The organism is Streptomyces sp. NPDC002935 (assembly GCF_040611295.1).
Classification (GTDB): Bacteria; Actinomycetota; Actinomycetes; order Streptomycetales; family Streptomycetaceae; genus Streptomyces.
The window spans coordinates 1-19,127 of sequence record NZ_JBEXNW010000034.1 but is presented as its reverse complement, the minus strand read 5'-3'; the positions used below and the strand labels follow the sequence as shown (position 1 = coordinate 19,127).

At 70.2% G+C, this 19,127-nt stretch carries 17 protein-coding genes and 2 pseudogenes; 7 read left to right on the top strand and 12 right to left on the bottom strand.

The window, feature by feature from the left end; all coding sequences use genetic code 11:
• Positions 1 to 33: 33 nt before the first annotated feature.
• Positions 34 to 963, bottom strand: coding sequence for a diiron oxygenase (locus tag ABZX90_RS34075; RefSeq protein ID WP_355211432.1), 930 nt, complete (start codon positions 961 to 963; stop codon positions 34 to 36).
• Between the two features lie 140 nt (positions 964 to 1,103).
• Here ABZX90_RS34075 and ABZX90_RS34070 point away from each other — a divergent pair, with 140 nt between their 5' ends.
• Together ABZX90_RS34070 and ABZX90_RS34065 are read left to right on the top strand one after the other, a co-directional pair.
• Entirely contained in the window at positions 1,104 to 2,210 is a 1,107-nt protein-coding gene (locus tag ABZX90_RS34070) for a ferritin-like domain-containing protein (protein ID WP_355211429.1), read from the top strand.
• A gap of 168 nt (positions 2,211 to 2,378) precedes the next feature.
• Positions 2,379 to 3,278, top strand: a complete 900-nt coding sequence (locus ABZX90_RS34065; protein WP_355211426.1) for an ADP-ribosylglycohydrolase family protein — start codon at positions 2,379 to 2,381, stop codon at positions 3,276 to 3,278.
• A 31-nt stretch (positions 3,279 to 3,309) separates the two neighbouring features.
• Here ABZX90_RS34065 and ABZX90_RS34060 read toward each other — a convergent pair whose 3' ends face one another.
• From ABZX90_RS34060 to ABZX90_RS34030, 7 genes are all read right to left on the bottom strand, one after another.
• On the bottom strand, positions 3,310 to 3,774 hold the full coding sequence (locus ABZX90_RS34060) for a DUF3291 domain-containing protein (protein ID WP_355211423.1): 465 nt from the start codon (positions 3,772 to 3,774) through the stop codon (positions 3,310 to 3,312).
• Between the two features lie 129 nt (positions 3,775 to 3,903).
• Positions 3,904 to 5,361, bottom strand: coding sequence for a penicillin-binding transpeptidase domain-containing protein (locus ABZX90_RS34055; RefSeq protein ID WP_355211420.1), 1,458 nt, complete (start codon positions 5,359 to 5,361; stop codon positions 3,904 to 3,906).
• Positions 5,358 to 6,734: an FtsW/RodA/SpoVE family cell cycle protein gene (locus tag ABZX90_RS34050; protein ID WP_351125014.1), complete on the bottom strand. Its 1,377-nt coding sequence runs from the start codon at positions 6,732 to 6,734 to the stop codon at positions 5,358 to 5,360. Before ABZX90_RS34050 ends, ABZX90_RS34055 begins: the two co-directional genes overlap by 4 nt.
• Positions 6,735 to 6,814: 80 nt before the next feature.
• Complete coding sequence (locus ABZX90_RS34045) at positions 6,815 to 7,537, bottom strand: SH3 domain-containing protein (RefSeq protein ID WP_355211417.1); 723 nt, start codon at positions 7,535 to 7,537, stop codon at positions 6,815 to 6,817.
• A gap of 71 nt (positions 7,538 to 7,608) precedes the next feature.
• Positions 7,609 to 8,892, bottom strand: coding sequence for an ATP-binding protein (locus ABZX90_RS34040; RefSeq protein ID WP_355211414.1), 1,284 nt, complete (start codon positions 8,890 to 8,892; stop codon positions 7,609 to 7,611).
• Positions 8,889 to 9,764, bottom strand: coding sequence for a hypothetical protein (locus ABZX90_RS34035; RefSeq protein ID WP_355211411.1), 876 nt, complete (start codon positions 9,762 to 9,764; stop codon positions 8,889 to 8,891). Before ABZX90_RS34035 ends, ABZX90_RS34040 begins: the two co-directional genes overlap by 4 nt.
• 255 nt (positions 9,765 to 10,019) lie before the next feature.
• Positions 10,020 to 10,526, bottom strand: a complete 507-nt coding sequence (locus tag ABZX90_RS34030) for a dual specificity protein phosphatase family protein (protein ID WP_351125026.1) — start codon at positions 10,524 to 10,526, stop codon at positions 10,020 to 10,022.
• 99 nt (positions 10,527 to 10,625) lie between these two features.
• Between ABZX90_RS34030 and ABZX90_RS34025 the strand changes: the two genes are divergently transcribed.
• A complete protein-coding gene (locus ABZX90_RS34025) occupies positions 10,626 to 11,429 on the top strand; it encodes a nuclease-related domain-containing protein (RefSeq protein WP_355211407.1) in 804 nt (267 codons plus the stop codon).
• Positions 11,430 to 11,630: 201 nt separating this feature from the next.
• Here ABZX90_RS34025 and ligD read toward each other — a convergent pair whose 3' ends face one another.
• Entirely contained in the window at positions 11,631 to 12,512 is an 882-nt protein-coding gene (gene ligD / locus ABZX90_RS34020) for a non-homologous end-joining DNA ligase (protein ID WP_351125032.1), read from the bottom strand.
• 53 nt (positions 12,513 to 12,565) lie between these two features.
• Between ligD and ABZX90_RS34015 the strand changes: the two genes are divergently transcribed.
• The 4 genes and pseudogenes from ABZX90_RS34015 to ABZX90_RS34000 all read left to right on the top strand — a co-directional run bounded on the left by ABZX90_RS34015 (position 12,566) and on the right by ABZX90_RS34000 (position 16,724).
• On the top strand, positions 12,566 to 13,708 hold the full coding sequence (locus tag ABZX90_RS34015) for a Ku protein (protein WP_355211404.1): 1,143 nt from the start codon (positions 12,566 to 12,568) through the stop codon (positions 13,706 to 13,708).
• Between the two features lie 574 nt (positions 13,709 to 14,282).
• Positions 14,283 to 15,185 carry a PhzF family phenazine biosynthesis protein gene (locus tag ABZX90_RS34010; RefSeq protein WP_355211401.1) on the top strand — a complete coding sequence of 301 codons (903 nt, stop codon included), beginning with the start codon at positions 14,283 to 14,285 and terminating at the stop codon, positions 15,183 to 15,185.
• A 67-nt stretch (positions 15,186 to 15,252) separates the two neighbouring features.
• A pseudogene (locus ABZX90_RS34005) lies at positions 15,253 to 15,476 on the top strand (site-specific integrase); the annotation flags it as partial.
• Between the two features lie 372 nt (positions 15,477 to 15,848).
• Positions 15,849 to 16,724: a hypothetical protein gene (locus ABZX90_RS34000; RefSeq protein WP_355211398.1), complete on the top strand. Its 876-nt coding sequence runs from the start codon at positions 15,849 to 15,851 to the stop codon at positions 16,722 to 16,724.
• 150 nt (positions 16,725 to 16,874) lie between these two features.
• Here ABZX90_RS34000 and ABZX90_RS33995 read toward each other — a convergent pair whose 3' ends face one another.
• The 3 genes and pseudogenes from ABZX90_RS33995 to ABZX90_RS33985 all read right to left on the bottom strand — a co-directional run.
• Positions 16,875 to 17,879 (bottom strand): DUF6215 domain-containing protein, encoded by a 1,005-nt coding sequence (locus ABZX90_RS33995; RefSeq protein WP_351125040.1) that lies wholly within the window; start codon positions 17,877 to 17,879, stop codon positions 16,875 to 16,877.
• A 9-nt stretch (positions 17,880 to 17,888) separates the two neighbouring features.
• On the bottom strand, positions 17,889 to 18,596 hold the full coding sequence (locus tag ABZX90_RS33990) for a hypothetical protein (RefSeq protein ID WP_355211395.1): 708 nt from the start codon (positions 18,594 to 18,596) through the stop codon (positions 17,889 to 17,891).
• A gap of 187 nt (positions 18,597 to 18,783) precedes the next feature.
• Positions 18,784 to 18,900 (bottom strand): annotated as a pseudogene (locus ABZX90_RS33985) (e9imm peptide); the annotation flags it as partial.
• Positions 18,901 to 19,127 lie beyond the last annotated feature (227 nt).

The following is a 19,127-nucleotide window of genomic DNA, read 5'->3' as shown; positions in this document are numbered from 1 at the left end:
CGGGGCAGCCCGGCGCCGACCCCGCGGTGTGGCTCAGGCCAGCAGCCCCGACGACTTCCACAACTGCCGACCCGCTCCCCGCAGCACCCCGATGTCGTCCAGGAAGTCCGTCAGCCGCTTGGCCCCGGTCTGCATCACCTCCCGGCGGTGTCCACTGGCCTTGACCTGGGCCAGGGCCTCGCGCTTGTCGAGTCCGACGTTCGCGTAGACCTCGGGGTTGACGAAGGCCACCGAGAAGACCCGGGCGAACTCGCCCGACGTGATCCGGGTGAACTCCTGCGACCACCGCGGCGCCGTGACCATCTGCCGCCGCAGCTCCTCCCGGGCGTAGCGGACGTGCCGCGCCTCCTCCACCACATGGATGCGCGTGACACCCCGGACGAGGGTCTGCACCCGCTCGTCCGGGAACGTGAGCCGCTGCATCCAGTCGAGGATCTCCTCACCGAGCAGCGTGGCCGTGAAGGAACCCGGCGTGGTCGAGATGGTCTTGAAGAGCCGGCCCAGGTTGAGATGCGCCCGGCTCACCGGGTAGTACGGGGTGCCCCCGCGGGTGATCAGCCGGGCGAACATCTTCGAGTGCCGGCACTCGTCCTCGATCTCGGTCAGCGCGTACCGCACATGGGCGCTCGTCGCCGCCTTGTCGTAGATGTGCCGCACCAGCAGCTGCATCAGGATGATCTCGAACCAGATGCCCAGCGACGCCAGCGCGGCGGCCTCGTGCTGGGACAGGGCGATCCGCTGCTCCTCGCTCATCCGCCGCCACAGCGGGGTGCCGTACAGCGAGACCAGCTCGGGCGGCCAGAACCACTTGCCCTCCTCGAAGGGCGCGTCCCAGTCGAGTTCCCTGTCGGGGTCGAAGGAGTGCTTGGCGGACGAGTCGAGGAGGCGCTCGGCCACCTGCTCCCGGTCCTTGAGCAGACCGAGCGCGTCACGGAGCACCTCGGCTTCGGGCACCGTCGTCATGGCTGTTCCCACCTCGTCGTACGGGATCACTTCAGGGGTTACCGGCGGTCACCAATTATGAGACTGCTTGTCAGCAAGCTCGTCAATCCCCTGTGCCGGACTTGTTGACGACGCGTCTACCGCGTGTGAGCCTGCGAGGTATGCCGACGCATGAGCTGTACGCCGCGGACTCGGGAGATCCCCTCTGGCAGATACCGGCCTCGGGGGCGGCCCGCTTCAACTGGGAGTACGACGACGGTCGTGACCGGCTGCTCGCCCTCTACCAGAAGGGCAAGGACAAGCAGTGGGACGGCCAGAAACGCATCGACTGGGGCCTGGAGGTCGACCCCCTCGATCCGCTCGGCACCCCTGACGAGGCGATGACCCTGTACGGCACCCCGTACTGGACGAAGATGACCGACCGGGACAAGGGCGAACTGCGCAAGCACTACGCCTCCTGGCAGTTCAGCCAGTTCCTGCACGGCGAACAGGGAGCCATGATCTGCGCGGCGCGGATCGTCGAATCCGTCCCCGACCTGGACGCCAAGTTCTACTCGGCCACCCAGACCATGGACGAGGCCCGGCACGCGGAGGTCTACGCCCGCTTCCTGCACGAGAAGATCGGCATGCTCTACCCGATCAACGACAACCTCCAGTCCCTCCTCGGCGACACCCTCCGCGACTCCCGCTGGGACATGCCCTACCTGGGCATGCAGGTCCTGATCGAAGGCCTGGCCCTGGCCGCCTTCGGGATGATCAGGGACACCACCGACAAGCCGCTGCCGAAACAGATCCTGGCCTATGTGATGCAGGACGAGGCACGCCATGTCGCCTTCGGCCGCATGGCCCTGCGCGACTACTACAAGCAGCTCTCCGACGCCGAACTGCGCGAACGCGAGGAATTCGTCATCGAGGGCTGCTACTTGATGCGGGACCGGCTGCGCGGCGTCGAGGTCCTGGAGAACTTCGGCATCCCGAAGGCGGAGGCCGAGCAGTACAGCGAGCAGTCCGAATTCCTGCACCTCTTCCGCCAGTTGCTCTTCAGCCGCATCGTCCCCTGCGTCAAGGACATCGGCCTGTGGGGCAAACGCCTCCAGCAGGCCTACGTCGACATGGGCGTCTTCGACATGGGCAACTCCAACCTGGACCTCCTGATGGCCCAGGACGAGGAGATCGCCGAACAACTGGACGCGGAACGGTTCGCGACGGAGGAACGGGAACGCGTGGCGGAGGTCGAGGAGATGATCGAGGAGGGTACGGCCCCGTAGGCGCGAGGGTCTGTGGGCCCTGGGCTCCATGACGGCGGCGTCCGAACGCGCCCCGGCCGCCGTGGGCCTTGGCTCCATGACGGCAGGGTCCGAAGGCACCCCGGCCGCGCGCGGAAACGCGTCCGAAAACGCCTCGCCCGTACCGCACCCGCCCGGCATCATCACCCCATGACCCCGTCGATCACCCCGAACCGCACGGCCGCCCGACGCAGCCTCGAAGGCCTGGCCCTCGGCGACGCCTTCGGGGAGCGCTGGTTCCCGCTCTTCAGGGACCGGCTCCAGGCCTACGAGGAGATCCGCGCCCGGCGCACCCCGCAGGAGCCCGCCTGGCACTGGACCGACGACACGGCGATGGCGCTCGGCATCATCCGGGTCCTCGACGAGCACGGCGAGATCCGGCAGGCCGAGCTGGCCCAGACCTTCGGGCTCGGCTACGACGCGGACCCGGCCCGCGGATACGGCTACGGCATGCACGAACTCCTCCCCCGGCTGGTCCAGGAACCGCACCGCTGGCCGGAGTTGGCGCGCGGACTGTTCGACGGCGAAGGCAGCCTCGGCAACGGCGCGGCGATGCGGGTCGCCCCGCTCGGGGCGTGGTTCCACGCGAGCCTGCCGGCCGTCGCCGAGCAGGCCGCGCTGTCGGCCGAGGTGACGCACGCCCACCCGGAGGGCATCGCGGGCGCCGTCGCGGTGGCGACGGCCGCCGCGCTGTCCGCGCGGGGCGGGCAGGACCTCGCCGCCATCGCGTCGGCGACCCCGCGCAGCGCCGTCCGGGACGGCCTCGAAAAGGCGGCCGACCTCCCCTTCTCGACCGCTCCGTGGAAGGCCTCGGACCTCCTGGGCAGCGGTCAGCGCATCCGGGCCGACGACACCGTCCCCTTCGCCGTCTGGTGCGCCGCCCGTCACCCCGACGACCTGACCGCGGCCCTCTGGAGCACCGCCGAGGGCTTCGGCGACGTCGACACGACCTGCGCGATCACCGGCGGAATCGTGGCCGCCCGCACCGGCGTCGACGCGGTCGCCGCCGACTGGCTGCGCCGCAGGGAAGCGGTGCCCGGGAGCGCCTAGGATCCTCCGCGGCCCGGAACGCCCAGGACCCCTACGCCGAGACCGGTGGGAAGGACGTCCGCAAGGTGAACGCGTGCTGGGTGGGCCCGTGTTCACGCAGGTGCAGCAGCCGGGACTCGGCCTCCGCGACCGTCGGGCGATGGCCGGCCGGAACCCACCACAGCGCGGTCACCGCCTCCTCCAGCCGCTCGAAGAAGTCACGGCGCCGCGCCATCAGTTCACGGTGCTGGCCCTGGTACATGAATGCCGTCAGCGCGTTCGTGTCGCGCCAGGTGGACATGTTGACGATCAGCCAGTCGTCGCCGAGTACGGGAACGTCCGTGGCGTTGCCGGAGTCGCTCTGCAGACGCCAGACGAATCCGTCTGCCGCGTCCGCGACGGCGTTCACGGGGTCGAGGGCTTCGACGAAGTCCTTCAACTGGGGTGAGTCCAAAGGTGCTTTGAGGCGGCCGATGTTGACCTGGGCGAGCTCGTACGAGGCTGTCGACAGAGTCATGACCGAACGCTAGGTCGGCCGGGGCGATGGTCACACCCCCCGTCTCACGCAGTGAGAGACCGCCCCTCACCCACCCCCGTCACCCACCCCCTTCACCGACCCGCTGCCCCACCCCCTCGGCGCCACCCCTCACGACCCCAGCACCGCCTCCATCACGGCTCGTGCGATCGGCCCCGCGAACCCGCCCCCGGTGATGTCCCCCCGGTCCGCCGCCGCGTCCTCGACGACGACCGCGACGGCCACCGCGGGTTCCATGGAGTCGTCGGCCCGGGCCCAGGAGATGAACCAGGCGTACGGAGTACCGGAGTTGCCGATGCCGTGCTGGGCGGTGCCGGTCTTTCCGCCGACGGTGGCCCCGGGGATGGCGGCCACGGTCCCCGTGCCGTCCTCCACCACGTCCGTCATCAGCTCGCGCATGCGCTGGGCCGTCGACGGGCTCATCGCCTGGTGGAGGGTGCGCGGGCCGGTCGTGGCCAGCGTCCCACCACGCCGTGTGGTCGTCCTCTCCACCAGGTACGGCGTCCTCACCGAACCGTCACCCGCGACGGCCGCCGAGATCATCGCCATCTGCAGCGGAGTCGCGCGGGTGTCGAACTGGCCGATGGAGGAGAGCGCCAACTGCGCCTTGTCGAGCCGCAGATCGAAGTTGCTGGGCGCCACCGAGAAGGGGATGCGCAGCTTGCGGTCGTTGAAGCCGAAGTCCGCCGCCGTCCTCGTCATGGCGTCGAGGCCCACGTCCACGCCCAGTTTCGCGAAGACCGTGTTGCAGGACCACTTGAAGGCGTACCGCAGGGAGGCGTCCTCGCAGCCCTCGATCTCGTTCGTGAGCCGCGTCGTGGTGCCGGGGAGCCGGTAGGGGTTCGGCGACGTGCTCGGCGCGTCCACATCGTCCACCACCCCCGCGTCCAGCGCCGCCGCGGCGGTCACCACCTTGAACGTCGACCCCGGTGGATACGTCTGCCGGATCGCCCGGTTGAGCATCGGCTTGTCGGCCTCCCCGTTCAGCCGCTCCCATGCCTCGGACACGTCCGGCCCCGTCCCGGACAGCACCGCGGGGTCGTACGACGGCGTGGAGACCAGCGCCAGGATCCGACCGGTGGACGGCTCGATCGCGGCGACCGCTCCCCGGCGGGGGCCTAGCCCCTCGAAGGCCGCGCGCTGAGCCGCCGCGTCGAGTGTCGTGACGACCCTGCCGCCGGGGTTCCGGGCCGGCGTGACGTCGTTCAGCAGGGGGAACGGGTCGAGCATCGGGTCGGCGCCGGAGAGGATGCCGTCCTCGGTGCTCTCCAGCAGCGTCGTCCCGTACACCTGCGAGGCGAAGCCGGTGACGGGCGCGTACAACGGGCCGTCCCTGTACGTCCGTTCGTAGCGGAGCTGCTCGCCGGTGTCCTTGGAGCCGGTGACCGTGCGGCCGTCGACCACGATGTCGCCGCGGGGCTGGCCGTAACGTGCGATCGCCTGACGGCGGTTGGCGGGATTGTGGTCGTACGACGGGGCCTGGACGACCTGGACGCGGGCGGCGTTGACCAGGAGGGCCACCAGCAGCAGGGCGCACAGTCCGATGGCCCGGCGGATGTACTTGGTCATGGCGCCGGTGTCCCGTCGTACTGACCGCGGGCGCAGTCGCTGATCCGGATCAGCAGGGCCACGATGATCCAGTTGGTGACGACCGAGGAGCCGCCCTGCGCGAGGAACGGCATGGCCATGCCGGTCAGCGGGATCAGGCCCGTCACGCCGCCCGCGATGACGAAGACCTGGAGAGCCACGATCGAGGCGAGGCCGATCGCGAGGAGCCGGCCGAACGGGTCGCGCAGCGCCAGACCCGCGCGGTAGCCGCGCTCCACGAGGAGGCCGTAGAGGAGGAAGATCGCGGACAGGCCGATCAGCCCGAGCTCCTCGCCCGCGGTCGCCAGGATGAAGTCGGACTTGGCGGCGAAGCCGATGAGGACCGAGTGGCCGCGCCCGAGACCGGTGCCGAGCATCCCGCCGGCGGCGAACGCGAAGAGGGACTGGGCGAGTTGGTTGGGGCCCCGGCCCGCGGCGATCGACGCGAAGGGGTCCAGCCAGTCCTGCACCCGGCTGTGCACATGCGGCTCCAGCCGGCCGACGGCGATCGCGCCGACAGAGGCCAGCAGTAGCCCGACCGCGATCCATCCGGTGCGGCCCGTGGCGACGTACAACAGGATCACGAACAGGCCGAAGAACAGCAGTGAGGTCCCGAGGTCCCGCTCCAGGACCAGGACCAGCACACTGAGCAGCCAGATCGCCACGATCGGTCCGAGTACGCGGCCGGTGGGCAGCTGGAGCCGCCGGAACCGCCAGATCTGGCGGCCGCTGTAGGCGAGCGCGTTGCGGTTGGCCGCGAGGTAGCCGGCGAAGAAGACCGCTAGCAGTACCTTTGCGAACTCGCCCGGCTGGATGGAGAATCCGGCGATCCGGATCCAGATGCGGGCGCCGTTCACCGCCGGGAAGAAGATCGGCAGGACGAGCAGGGCGAGCGCGCTGACCACCGAGACGTAGGTGTAGCGCTGGAGGACGCGGTGGTCGCGCAGGAAGAGCACGGCCACGATGAAGAACGCGACGCCGAGTGTCGACCAGATGAGCTGGATGGGCGCCGCCTGGTCGGTCGGCGTCTCCAGATCGAGCCGGTAGATCAGCACCAGGCCGAGGCCGTTGAGGAGGACGGCGATGGGGAGCAGCAGCGGATCGGCGTACGGGGCCCGGAGGCGTACGGCGATGTGGGCGAGGAGCGCGAGCACGCCGAGCCCGGCGCCGTAGCCGGCGGCGCCGGGCGGGACGGTGCCGTTCTTGGCGAGACCGACAGCGCAGTAGCCGTACACGCAGAGCAGGACGGCGACGACGATGAGGGTGAGCTCGATGCCACGGCGCCTGGGCAGGCGTTCAGCGGGACGGGCCGGGTCCGCCGCCACGGCCGTTCCGGACATTCCGGGCTGGATCATGTCCGGAACGTAGCAAGCGGGCGACCCGATGTCCCGTTATCTGATGACGAACTGGCCGTTCCGGTTCGTCTTCGGGGGTGTCAGCACCAGCGGGGGGCGGGGCCGATGTTGTCGATGTAGCGAGCGGCGCCCCAGGCCCAGGTGCCGTCCGTGAGGAGGTACCAGAGGGGGTTGCCCTGGACGTTCTGCCCCGGGGTCTTGCAGAAGATGGAGACGATCTCGCCACGGCGGGCGACCCGGATCAGCTGGCTGCCGCGGGTCGGGGCACTGCGCAGGGCCAGCCCGTCGGGGGCGGTGATCCTGCCCTTGTAGAGGCGGGGGTTGTTCTGGCTGTTGCTCTGGCTGTTGTTTTGGCCGTTGCCGTTGCCGTTGCCGTTGCCGTTGCTGTTCGCGGGGTCGCGGCCGTCGCCGCCGCCGTTGGTCCATGTCTGGCCGTTGCCACCGCCGTTGTTCTGGCCGTTGTTCTGGCTGTTGCCGTCACCGCCGTTGGTCCACGTCTGGCCGCCATCGCCGCCGCCGTTGGTCCACGTCTGGCTGGTACCGCCGCCGCCGTTGGTCCATGTCTGACCGTCACCGCCGTCACCGCCGCCACCGGTGCCCTGCGCGCTGCCGTCGCCGCCGGTGCCGCCGTCGGTCCACGTCTGGCCGCCGCCGCCTCCGCCGCCGTCGCTCCACTCGTGGGTGTCACCGTTTCCGGAGCCCCCCTCGCCGTCGGCGAGGGCGGGGGTGGCCGCGGCGAGGGCGACGAGGCTGCCGGCGGCGAGCGCTATACCGATTCGGGTGTACCTGGATCGCAGGGGCATGGGGGGCTCCTCCAGAAAGGGGGCGAAGCTGACTTACCGCCACATTAGGATCGCGAGCCGGGGAGCGCAGTTCACACTCCGCCATCGGAGATTCCCGGCTCCTCCCGTCCACCCTGAGGGAGCGTCAGCGTCGCCACCGCTCCGCCGTCGGGGGCATTGGCGAACGCCAGGCGCGCCCCCAGGACCTCCGCCTGGCCGAGTGCGATGGTCAGGCCCAGCCCGTGCCCCTTCGAACCGCCCTCGGTGCGGAAACGCTGCGGCCCGTGCTCCACGAGGTAGTCCGGGTAGCCGTCCCCGTGGTCCCGGACGGTGACCACAGGGCCGTCCAGCGTCAGTACCACCGGCCCCCTGCCGTGGTTGTGGGCGTTCGCCACCAGATTCCCGAGCACACGCTCCAGCCGGCGCCGGTCGGTCTCGACCCGCGCGCCCCGTACCACCCGGACCACGGTGTCGGTCCCCGACGCACGCACCACCCGCTCGGCCAGCGGCACCAACGGCTCCGAGTCCAGCTCCAGACGTTCGCTGCGGGCGTCCAGACGGGAGATCTCCAGCAGGTCCTCGGTGAGGGTGCGCAACGCGGCCACCCGGTCGCGCACCAGCTCCGTCGGCCGCCCCGGCGGGAGCAGTTCGGCGGCCGCGTGCAGCCCGGTCAGCGGAGTGCGCAGCTCGTGCGCCACGTCGGCGGTGAACCGCTGCTCGCTCAGCAGCTTGCCCTGCAACGACGACGCCATCGTGTCGAGGGCGCCGGCGACCGCGGCCACCTCGTCCTGCGGACGCGTCGGATCCTGGGCGCGCGGGTCGTTGACGCGCGCGTCCAGGTCGCCCGCGCTGATCCGCCGTGCCACCCGCGCCGTCGTGTGCAGCCGACGGGTCACCCGGGTCACCGCGAACACCCCGACCAGCAGCGTCACGCCGATCGCCAGCGCCGACGACCACACGATCGCCCGGTCCAGGGCGTCGATGGTGTGCGCGCCCTGGGCGTAGTCGTACCGGACGGCCAGCGCGCGTCCGTCGGCGGCGGGCCCGGCCGCCCACATCGTGGGGTGCGTGTCGTGCTCGCCGACCATCGAGCCGCGCTTCCCGTCCATCGCCAGCTCCCGCAGCCGCGCGGGCAGCCCGGGAGGGTCCACGCCCGCGCCCGGCGGCAGCCGGTCTCCCGCCTCGTAGGCCGCCGTGACGTCGGTGAGCCGGTCGAGCGCGCGCCCGCGTGCCTCGCCGACGGTCTGGTCGGTCACCGAGACATGGACGAGGACACCCAGGAGGGCGGCGAGACCGCAGCACATGACCGCGATGAACGCGGCCGCCTTCCAGGTCAGGGTGGCGGTCCAGTGCGGCAGGTGCAGGGGCTGCCTCATGAGCCGCTCGCGGACGGGGAGAGCGTGGGGGAGCGGGAGAGCGTGAGGGACGGGGGCTGGGGCAGGGGCAGGGACAGGGATGAGGATGAGGATGAGGTGCGGGACGGGGGTGAGGTGCGGGACGGGGAGACCGACGGTGTCGGCGTGGGTGAGCCCGGCGGCGTCGGCGGTCCGACCCGCAGGATCTCGTCGCGGGCCGCCAGCATCGCGTTCTGGTGCGGGTCCCAGGACCAGACCGTACGGAACTCGTATCCCGGCAGGGTCGAGGGCGAGCGGATGATCACGTCTCGGCCCGCCAGCTCCACACTGACCACACTGTCCGAGGTGCCCATGACCTGCACCAGCCGGTGGTGCAGGAACGCGTACACGCGTACCGCCAACTGGTGGGCGGGGAAGCGGATGCCGAGCACCATGTCGTCCTTCCCGTCGCCGGTGAGGTCGCGGTAGTACGCCTGGAGGATCGGGCACTTCCCGGCCCGCGCGCCCCGCTTCCCGCAGTCCTGGAGCTGCCGGACCGTCTCCGCGTACATCGCGTGCGGCCCGCTGTACTCGTCCGGATGGGCGGCGATCTCGGCGCGCACCACGGCGACCGGGTCTACGTCGTGGATGTCGTCGCCGGGCGCCGTGATGCCTCGGACGGTCTCGGTGTCCGCCTCGCCGTAGTCGATCGCGGGCGTCGAGGCGGGCGGCAGCTGCGGCCACAGTCTGGTCGGGCCGACGGCGGTGGGGGTCGCGCCCGCCCCGTGCAGATCGCCGGAATCACCGCAGCCCGCCAGGCCCGCCGCCAGTACGGCGCCGAAGGCGGCGCCGGCGGCGACGAGGACGGCACGCCGGGGCTTGCCGGGCCCGCGCGCGAGGCTGGTGTAGATCACTGCGCTCCTGGGTCCGGGCCGCCCCGTCCGCAGGCGCTGCCGCGCCGCTACCGCACGAGATCGGCGAAGGAAATGATGCCGTCGGCGCGGTGACCGTCCACGACGGGCCCGCCCCGGACGATCGGGCACGGTGCGGGGCGGCCGACCACCCCGTACACCTTATTCATATAGAAGTCCTTTTTGTTCGCACGGGTCGTCGCTGTGTCAGGCTCGCCACGCTGTCCGCTGGTTCGACGCCCGGTCACGCGCGGGCTCCTACTCGGCGAGTTCTTCGAGGAGGCGTGCCGTGGCGAGCCCGGCCCTCAGGTATTCCACGAAGAGCTCGTTGTGCAGCGCCCAGGGCGAGCGCCGGGCCCTGATCAGCCGTATCGCGTCGTCGGCGGTGTGCCCCGCGAGGGCGAGTGCGTGCGCGACGACCAGCCCCGAACGGTTGTATCCGTGATAGCAGCGGACGAGCACCCGGCGCCCGTCCTCCAGCGCCTCGTCTGCGGCCCGCGCGAGCCGCATGACGCCCGTGAGCTGCGTACCGTCCAAAGGCCCGTCCGGTATCGGCCACACATAGTGCTCGACCCCCGGGTCGGGCCCGTGCCCCGGCAGCCGCAGCAGCGTCAGGACCAGGTCGAACTCATCGTGTACGACGGCGGATTCGGGCTGCCCGGAACGCCCCGCGAACTCATGGCCGCCCATCCACAGGCCGGGCACGATCTCACTCCACGGGCTGTCCGGAGCCGGAACATCCGGATACTTTCTGCGAGTCCGCAAGGGCGCCTCCCACCCAACTCCCCCAACTCCTGCCAAAGGTAACCGGGTTCTTGCCCCTGGAGCACCCTGCCTGTTCCCATGGTCGTGGGGTGATGGTGCATGAACCGACTGCGCGTCATACCGGCCTGGCGCCACGGACAGGAGCGCCTGTACGTGTGCCTGACCGACGGGAGGAACGTCGCCTGGTACGACCGTGAGACCGCCCGGGTCAACCTGCTCAGCGAGGACCGGCGCGAGGACGTGCTCGACGCGCTGGGCCCGTTCCTGACCGGCCCGGTGACGGTCGGGCCGCCACCCGTCCCGACCCCGGCCGAGCTGGCCCGGCTGGCGCTCCACCCGGACGACGACCTCGCGCCGAACCGGCCCGGAGAAGCCCTGGTGATCGCCCTCGACCGCGACCCGGGCCCGGCGCACCGGCTGCGCCCCGACCCGCGCCGCCGCGCACTCGCCGCCGAGCAGGCCGTCGGCACGGCCCTCGACCGACTGGAGGGAGGCGGCTGGCACACCCTGCACTCGGTGCCGCTCCCGGGCGGCGACCGTGTTCACCATCTGGCGATCGGTCCCGCCGGCCTCTTCTGCGTACACAGTTTGTACGCCCGCAAGCAGCGCGTCCTGGTCACCGACCCGATGGTCGCCGTCGGGCGCCGCGAACCGCGTCCGCTGCTCCGCCGGGTCCGCGCCGACGCCGATCGCGCGTCCCATGCCCTGACGGCCGAGGTCCACGCCGTTCTCGCCGTGGTCGGCCCCGGCGGCCTCGACGTGCCGACGTCACCGCGTGAGGTCCGCGTCCTGCGGGACACCGACCTCGCGGGCCTCGCCCGGCTCGGCGGCGTGCTCAAGCCCGCGGACGTCGAGGCCCTGCACGCCATCGCCCGCGACCGGCACACATGGCTACGGGTGTGAGCGCACCACGGGGAGGATGAGCGCCGCACGGTGGTGCTTGTGCCGGTCGTGTTTGTCTCGGTCGAGCTCGTGCTGGTCGTGCTTGCGCCGGTCGTGTTCGTCTCGGTCGTGCTCCTGCTGGTCGTGCTTGGGGAACCCCGGCGCACTCCGGTGCCGGGCCGCGCGGCCGCGCGTACCCCCGTGCGGCCTCCGCCGGGGCGTTCAGGGCAGCGGGCTCGCGTGGTCCGGGTCGAACAGCGGGGCCAGCAGATCGCCGAACTCCCGCACGCGGGGCGCGATGTCCGGCGCCCGGAAGGCCAGCCGGTCCGGCGCCCCGCACGCCTCGACCTCGTCCCACGTCACGGGCGCCGACACCGTCGGCTCCGCCCGCGCCCGGAGCGTGTAGGGGGTGGCCGTCGTCTTCCGCCCGGCGTTCTGGCTCCAGTCGACGAACACCTTCCCGGGGCGCAGACTCCGCGTCATCCGGTGCACGACCAGCCGGGGCAGTGCCTTCTCCGCCTCCACGGCCAGTTCCTTCGCGTACGCGCTGACCTCGGCGGACGGCGTCGGCGCGACGGCGGCCAGCAGATGCAGCCCCTTCGACCCGGACGACTTCGCGTACGCGTCGATCCCGTCCCCGGCCAGCCGCTCGCGCAGCCAGACCGCCACCTCGCAGCACTCCACGACCGTCGCCGGCGGTCCCGGATCGAGGTCGAAGACGATCCGGTCGGCGATCCCGGGCGTGCCGATCGTCCACTGCGGCGTGTGGAACTCGGTCACGAGGTTCGCCGCCCACATGAGCGAGGCCAGGTCCTGGACGAGGACCATGCGAGCGGGCCCCTCGGTGCGCGGAACCTCGGCGGTCCTGACCCAGGCGGGCGTACCGGGCGGCACGTTCTTGGTGAAGAAGACCTGCCCGTCCGGCCCGTCCGGGTAGCGGAGGAAGGAGACCGGCCGGTCCCGCAGATGCGGGAGCAGCACGTCCGCCACCGTGGCGTAGTAGTGCAGCAGCTCACCCTTGGTGAAACCGGTGGCCGGATGGAGGACCTTCTCCAGATTGGTGAGCGCGAGCCTTCTGCCCTCCACCTCCGTGATCGGCGTCATACGATGAGAATCCCACGTAAAAGGCACAAAAACTGCTCAAAGTGATCGGAAGGGTGCTGCACGTGCGATCCATCTGGAACGGCGCCATCTCCTTCGGCCTGGTCAGCATCCCCATCAAGGTCGTGAACGCCACGGAGAGCCACTCGATCTCCTTCCGCCAGATCCACCTCGACGACGGCGGCCGCATCCGCTACCGCAAGGTCTGTGAGCTGGAGGACAGCGAGGTCTCCACCGCGGAGATCGGCAAGGCCTACGAGGACGCGGACGGCACACTGATCCCGATCACGGACGAGGATCTCGCCTCGCTGCCCATCACGACCGCCCGGACCATCGAGATCGTGGCCTTCGTCCCGGCGGACCGGATCGACCCGCTCCAGATGGACACGGCGTACTACCTGTCCGCGAACGGCGTCCCGGCCGCCAAGCCGTACGTCCTGCTGCGCGAGGCCCTCAAGCGCAGCCAGAAGGTGGCCGTCGCGAAGTTCGCGCTGCGCGGGCGGGAGCGGCTCGGCATGCTGCGCGTCGTCGGCGACGTCATCGCCATGCACGGCCTGCTCTGGCCGGACGAGATCCGCGCCACCGACGAGGTCGCCCCGGACGCCGCCATCACGGTTCGCGACAAGGAACTCGACCTGGCCGACGCCCTGATGGACACCCTCGGCGAGGTCGACCTCGACGACCTGCACGACGACTACCGCGAGGCCGTCGAGGAACTCGTCACCGCCAAGGCCGAGGGCCACGAGGCTCCCGCCGCGGCCTCCGGGGAGAAGACCGGTGGCAAGGTGCTGGACCTGATGGCCGCCCTGGAGAAGAGCGTGCGTGCGGCCAAGGAGTCTAGAGGCGAGGAGACCGAGGAGGCCACCGGGACGACCGGCGAGGACGCCGAGGTCACCCCGCTGCCGGCCCGCAAGACCGCCGCCCGGGGGTCGGCCCGTACGGCGCCCAAGGAGGTCGGCGGGAAGAAGTCGACGTCCACGGCGAAGAAGGCGGCGGCCAAAAAAACCGCGGCGAAGAAGTCGACAGCGAGGAAGTCGACCGCCAAGACGGCCAGCAAGACGGCTGGCAAGACGGCTGGCAAGACCGCCGAGAAGTCGTCCGGCAGCAGCACGGCGGGCTCCCGGACGACGGCCAAGAAGACTGCCGCCGAAAAGACGCCCGCGAAGAAGACGACACCCCGCAAACGGGCCTCCGCGTGACGGGGGTTCGAGGGCTGGGTAACCGGGCGAGCGAGGGTTCGCGGGCTGGGTAACCCGGGTGAGCGAGGGTTCGCGTGTCCGCGCCCCGGACGGCCGATGCCGGGCCGCCGGACGGCCGATGACCTATGCCCACAGCCTCCGGCCCGCACGCGAGCGCCAGCGCGCCCGAGGTGAGACTGGCGCGCGGTAACGTGCCGACACGGCATGAACACAGCGCGGAGCCCGCGCCTCCCGCCGCCCCAGGGAGGGAGCACCTTCGGCACCCCGTCTCGGTCGGGGAAGACACCACAGCGGGGGGGTGGGGGAACGGCGGAGCAGACCGCGAAAAACGGGCAACTCACGCCACGCGGGACCACACGGGAGGGACCAAGGTGACCGAGGCGGACGGAAGTTGGGGGGCCGGGCAACGCGGGACGCTGCCTGGGCGGTCGCAGGGTTGCGGGAGGCCGCCCAGGGCACGCGGGACGCTGCCCGGTCGGTCGGAGCGATGCGAGGCGCTGGTGCCTGGGCCATGCGACTCGATGCCCGGGCCGTCGAACCGTTGCGAGTGGGTTGACTCGCAAGGACGCGGCCGATGAGCGCGCCGCCCGTGACGCTCGTCCGTGCCTGCCTGCGCGACGGCGCGTGCGGCAGCCCCACCGCGGTGGTGCTGGAGGAGGCGCCGCTGAACCTGAGCGATGCGGAACGGCGCCGGGTGCCGGTGGAGGCGGGCACCTCACACGCCGTCTACGTCCGTGTGCGCCCCGGCGGGACCCACGAACCGCCGGTGGTGGACCTGCGCTTCTTCACCGTCGAGGGGGAGTTGCCGGCCTGCGGCCACGGGACGGTCGCCGCGCTCGCGTACCTCGCGTCACGGAACGGCGCCCCGGGGCCCTACCGAGCCACCCTCCGGACGGCGAGGCGCGTCTTCGACGGCTGGTCCGAACCACATGGGGCCCACCTCGCCGCAGCCTTCGATCCCGGCCCCGTAGAGCTGCGCGAGCCGACCGGGGCCGAACGCGCCCTCGCCCTGTCCGCCCTGGGCATGGAGCCGGGCGAGTCCGGGTCGGACATGCGTGTGGCCGCGATGGGGAGGGAGCGGCTTCTGGTGCCCGTTCCCCACCGCGAGTCCCTCGCCGCACTGACCCCGGACCTCGACCGACTCCGCGACGCCTGCGACCGCTTCGGCCTGCTGGGTGCGTACGTCTACTCCCCGCCGTCGCCCTCCGGCTCGCTGGCGGCCCGCATGTTCGCACCGTCGATCGGCGTCCCGGAGGACATCGCCAACGCCAACAGCAGTGCCTGCCTCGCCGCGCACCTGGCCGGAAGCGGCACCGCAGAACTCACCATCGACATGGGCGACGCACTCGGCAGCCCCGCCACGATCACCGCGAAGGCTCACCCCGGCAGCCAGGGGCCGCGAATCCAACTGGGAGGAACGGCGCAGGTCGACCGCGAGGAGAGAGAACCACGAGGCGCCTTGGCCGCCAACGCCTGACACCAGCCAACGCCTGGCACCAGCCAACACATTGGGGCCGCTGGTCAGCCGGTCCGGCTCCTCGCTCCTGGCCTTTCCACCGGCCGTCGCGACGCCGCCGCTCGCAGCCGCCCGTACGACCTGCGGCACTCGGCGCTGTCCACGTGGCTCGGCGCGGGTGTCGATCCCACCGAACTGGCCGAGCGTGCCGGCGACAGCGTCGAGGTCCTGCTGACCCGCTGCGCGAAGTGTCTCGACGGACGGCAGGACGTAGCCAACCGGCGTATCGAGGACCTGCTTCGCGAGTGCGAGCGACTGAGGGCACGATCCTGCCGTCACCATTTCCGTACTCACCGGCCTCCCCTCCGCCTTCGGCCTGCGCCACCGCCGTTGCTGCGCCCGCCGGCGTGCCGACCACGCATGCCCGCGGGGACGCGTTGGCAGCCATGGCTGTCGCGTCGATACCCGGCTGCCGGTCGTGCCTTTTGCCGCGAATGACAGGTTGCGGGCCTGCGGAAAACTGGTCATGGTCGCTGAAAGTGATCAAAAGATTACTCAATGCGATCTGGAGAAGAGATGCTCAGACGTCAACTCAGCGCCGTGGCCTTGGCTGTGCCGATTGTGGCTGTGCTCGGCACGGGAAGCGTGGCAAGCGCGGAACCCGAGGTATCCATCACCTGTGATGTGACCGCGCTCAACAATGCGATCGTCGCCGCGAACAACAACACCGGACCGCACACCATCCGGCTCGCGCCCAAATGCGTCTACAACGTCACGACTCCGGCGTCGACCGGCGGGCTCGGCGCCAACGCTCTGCCGCAGATCACGGGCACCGTCACTCTGCTGGGTCACAACACCACCATCCGACGGGACCCCGACGCGGCCGATGGCTTCCGCATCGCGGAGATCGACGGTCCCAATGGGCGCCTGACCGTCGACGGTGTCACAGCGACCGGTGGCGGCTACCTCGACTACGCCGGCACCTACCTGCCCACCGACGGAGCGACGCTCATCCTCCGGCACAGCACGGTGACCAACAGTACGGCGAACCTGGGGGGCGCCATTTACGTCAACCAGGGCAGCACCCTCGAAGTCCATGACAGCGCCCTGCGGGACAGCGCGGCACAGCAGGGAGGCGCCATCTACAACGGACCGCGCAGCACCACCCTGCTCGACAACACCAAAGTGGAGCGGAGCCAGGCTACGCAATTCGGGGGTGGCATCTTCACCGCCGGGGTCTCTCTGACCATCAAGAAGTCGTACATCGGCGGCAATCGCGCCTTCGAGCAGGGCGGCGGAATCTACAACGACCGCGCCCCGATGGACATCTCCTCGACGACCATCGCCGACAATCGCGCGGGCCAGATGGGCGGCGGTATCGCCAACTACGGCACCAGCACGCTGACGAAAACAGTGGTGCAGCACAACAGCGCGCTCAACGGCGGCGGCATCTGGCAGGCGCCGTCCCCCAGCGTCCTGAACCTCGTCAACAGCCGGATCGTCGACAACACCCCCAACAACTGCCGGCCTGTCGGCTCGGTCCCCGGCTGTACGTTCTGACCGCGGAGCGGGGCACATCGAAGGCGGCGGCACTCGATGAGCGATGATCGGTGATCCATAGAGCCGCCTGTCACAAGGCTGATGGCGTCGCCAGCGGCGGCATCAGTCTCGTGCCGGGACCGATCTTTTCGCCGAGATGTTTTCGGCGTCTCATCGGACAGGTCGTTCGGGAATCCTCGGAAGAACCCTCTCGGCGATGTCGAGGAGAACGCTGTCGTTCGGGAGAGCTCCGGACGTGCTCCACACGGTGATGTCGCAGGAGCCGCCTCGGTCATTACGATCCAGGGCCACGGACAGCGTCCTGGCCAGGGGACCTTGTTCGACCGGTCCGCCGGATCCGCCACTCCCGAGATTGATCTCGATCTTCATGGTGTGATCCGAGGAGAGGACCGCGGGCCGACCGAGAACCTTGAGCGTCTTGATGTCCGTCTCATCCCCGAACTTCATCAGCTTCACGTTCTGGTCGGTCGACAGATGGTTGTAAGTGGCCGAGACATTCACGGTGTACGTGTCGAACGTGACCTCGGCCTCCGGTTGGGCGACCTTCCCAGCAGTCAGAGGAGCGGTGTTGTTGGAGCTGGAAACAGTGGTCGCGGTCTCTCCAGGCGTTCCAAGGAGCTTGGCCAGGTCGGGCCGGTTGAGCGCCTTGCACAGCTCTTCACCGGTCACAGGCCGGGGCGTTCCCTTGTAGGCCTTCGGAAGCTCCTCGTGTGCCCCGCCCGAACACGATGCGGGCTGCGGGGCGTTGACTTCGGACGGCATGAAGCGTGGGGCCAGCCACAGCGCGGCCGCGAGCGCCCCGAACACGGCCACGGCAGCGACGGCCTGGCTCCACGCGTTGTGCTCCTTCTCCGGAGTGCCCGGGCGGGGACGCGGCCCGGTTCCGGCCTGGGGCTGGGGCTGGGCGGCAGCACCGACTGTCGCCCCGTCCGCGGAGGCTGCAGGACTCGGGTTCCGGCGTGCGCGCAGGGCCCGGATCACCACGTGGACGCGTATTGCGGTGAACACGAGGAACACCACGCCGAGACCGGCCGCGACCCGATCGTGATCACGGACGGCGAGATACATGATGCGTACGCCGAAAACAGACCCGACCGCGATGAGCAGGGGCTCGCGGACCCAGAACGGCAGGAGACGGAGGAGGAAACCGAGCATCCGACGATCTCACCAGGACAAGATCACATTCGCCATGATGGAAGCCACAGTTCCGGGCACAAGCAGGACCCACCGAAGCAAGAGACACCAGGCCGACGGCCCCGAGAGAGGAGGGCGACGGGGCATAGGACTTGTCCGGCCGTTCAAGTGGCAGAGGCAGATGGAGACGGCGGTCCTGTTTTGTCTGCTGAGGGTTACAGAGGTGCCAACTCCACCCTGCCTGTGAACCGGCCGCCCACTTGATCGGCGAGCCAATGGACGCGGGCGGTCTGGTCGCCGTTCCGGGTAGAGGTCCCGGGAATTCACAGTGAGCGTGAGGTACGCGTACTTCTGCGAGATCGCTTCCAGTCCCGGTTCGGGAACCGCAGGCCATGCGTCCAGATCCCACCGAACAGCCGCGGGATCGGACCCCAGAGCGGCGATGAAGGGCTCGGCGCGGTCCAGCGGACGACACCAGTCGAAAATTTGGATCGGCAAACAGCCCGCCGGGTTGTCACCGGCCTCCGACGAACCGTGCTCCTTGCCGGCCGCCGCCGACCATTTGAGGTCGGGCAGTACATGCTGTACTTGCGTCAGGACTTCCGGCGACCTGATCACGGCTTCGAAGTCGACCTCTGCCTGACCGGTGTCTGCGATGCCCAGCAAAGTACGCACCGCACGTATCGCATCAGGCAGGTGGGCGGTTGTGAGGACAGCAGCCGCAGCAGAGTTGCTCATCCCGGAACCGTAAGGCAGCACTCACAGACCGTCGATCGGCTTCTGGCCTGCCTCGTGTTCGTCAGGAACGGAGCCATATTGCAAGCGACGCCGCGGTGGCGGTGCCGAGGAAGACGTAACCGCGTTTGTCGTACCGCGTGGCAACCGTTCGGGACTGCTCATCTGGCTTCGGAGCTGAGACCCGACTTCACAAAGCAATCGGTTGATACGACAGAGCCTGATCGACTACCTCATCAGTCGAGAGGTCCCGCTCCAGCGGCCAGAAAAACAAGTCGCTGACATAACCGGACGGGCACGCCAGGGCTCAAAGGGGGCTGACGCGTCGGCGCTCCGTCGGCTGCTTCCCTGCCGCCCTGCTCCGAGTGCCCCGCGAAGGCAAGGGATGATGGGTCCAATGCGTGCGCAGAGATGGGCGGGTGCACTTTATGAGCCCGCGTCACATGACGCCCGTCCACGCCTGCGACGAATCGGCGTCGCACTGTTACGCGAGCGGATCGCCGCTGGGGCCTATCCGGAGGGGTTGCCGTCCGA

Excerpts from the sequence above, each read along its gene's own strand:
- ABZX90_RS34075 (WP_355211432.1), bottom strand. The coding sequence starts at position 963 with ATGACGACGGTGCCCGAAGCCGAGGTGCTCCGTGACGCGCTCGGTCTG.
- ABZX90_RS34070 (WP_355211429.1), top strand. The coding sequence starts at position 1,104 with ATGCCGACGCATGAGCTGTACGCCGCGGACTCGGGAGATCCCCTCTGG.
- ABZX90_RS34065 (WP_355211426.1), top strand. The coding sequence starts at position 2,379 with ATGACCCCGTCGATCACCCCGAACCGCACGGCCGCCCGACGCAGCCTC.
- ABZX90_RS34060 (WP_355211423.1), bottom strand. The coding sequence starts at position 3,774 with ATGACTCTGTCGACAGCCTCGTACGAGCTCGCCCAGGTCAACATCGGC.
- ABZX90_RS34055 (WP_355211420.1), bottom strand. The coding sequence starts at position 5,361 with ATGACCAAGTACATCCGCCGGGCCATCGGACTGTGCGCCCTGCTGCTG.
- ABZX90_RS34050 (WP_351125014.1), bottom strand. The coding sequence starts at position 6,734 with ATGATCCAGCCCGGAATGTCCGGAACGGCCGTGGCGGCGGACCCGGCC.
- ABZX90_RS34045 (WP_355211417.1), bottom strand. The coding sequence starts at position 7,537 with ATGCCCCTGCGATCCAGGTACACCCGAATCGGTATAGCGCTCGCCGCC.
- ABZX90_RS34040 (WP_355211414.1), bottom strand. The coding sequence starts at position 8,892 with ATGAGGCAGCCCCTGCACCTGCCGCACTGGACCGCCACCCTGACCTGG.
- ABZX90_RS34025 (WP_355211407.1), top strand. The coding sequence starts at position 10,626 with ATGAACCGACTGCGCGTCATACCGGCCTGGCGCCACGGACAGGAGCGC.
- ligD (WP_351125032.1), bottom strand. The coding sequence starts at position 12,512 with ATGACGCCGATCACGGAGGTGGAGGGCAGAAGGCTCGCGCTCACCAAT.
- ABZX90_RS34010 (WP_355211401.1), top strand. The coding sequence starts at position 14,283 with ATGAGCGCGCCGCCCGTGACGCTCGTCCGTGCCTGCCTGCGCGACGGC.
- ABZX90_RS33995 (WP_351125040.1), bottom strand. The coding sequence starts at position 17,879 with ATGCTCGGTTTCCTCCTCCGTCTCCTGCCGTTCTGGGTCCGCGAGCCC.
- ABZX90_RS33990 (WP_355211395.1), bottom strand. The coding sequence starts at position 18,596 with ATGAGCAACTCTGCTGCGGCTGCTGTCCTCACAACCGCCCACCTGCCT.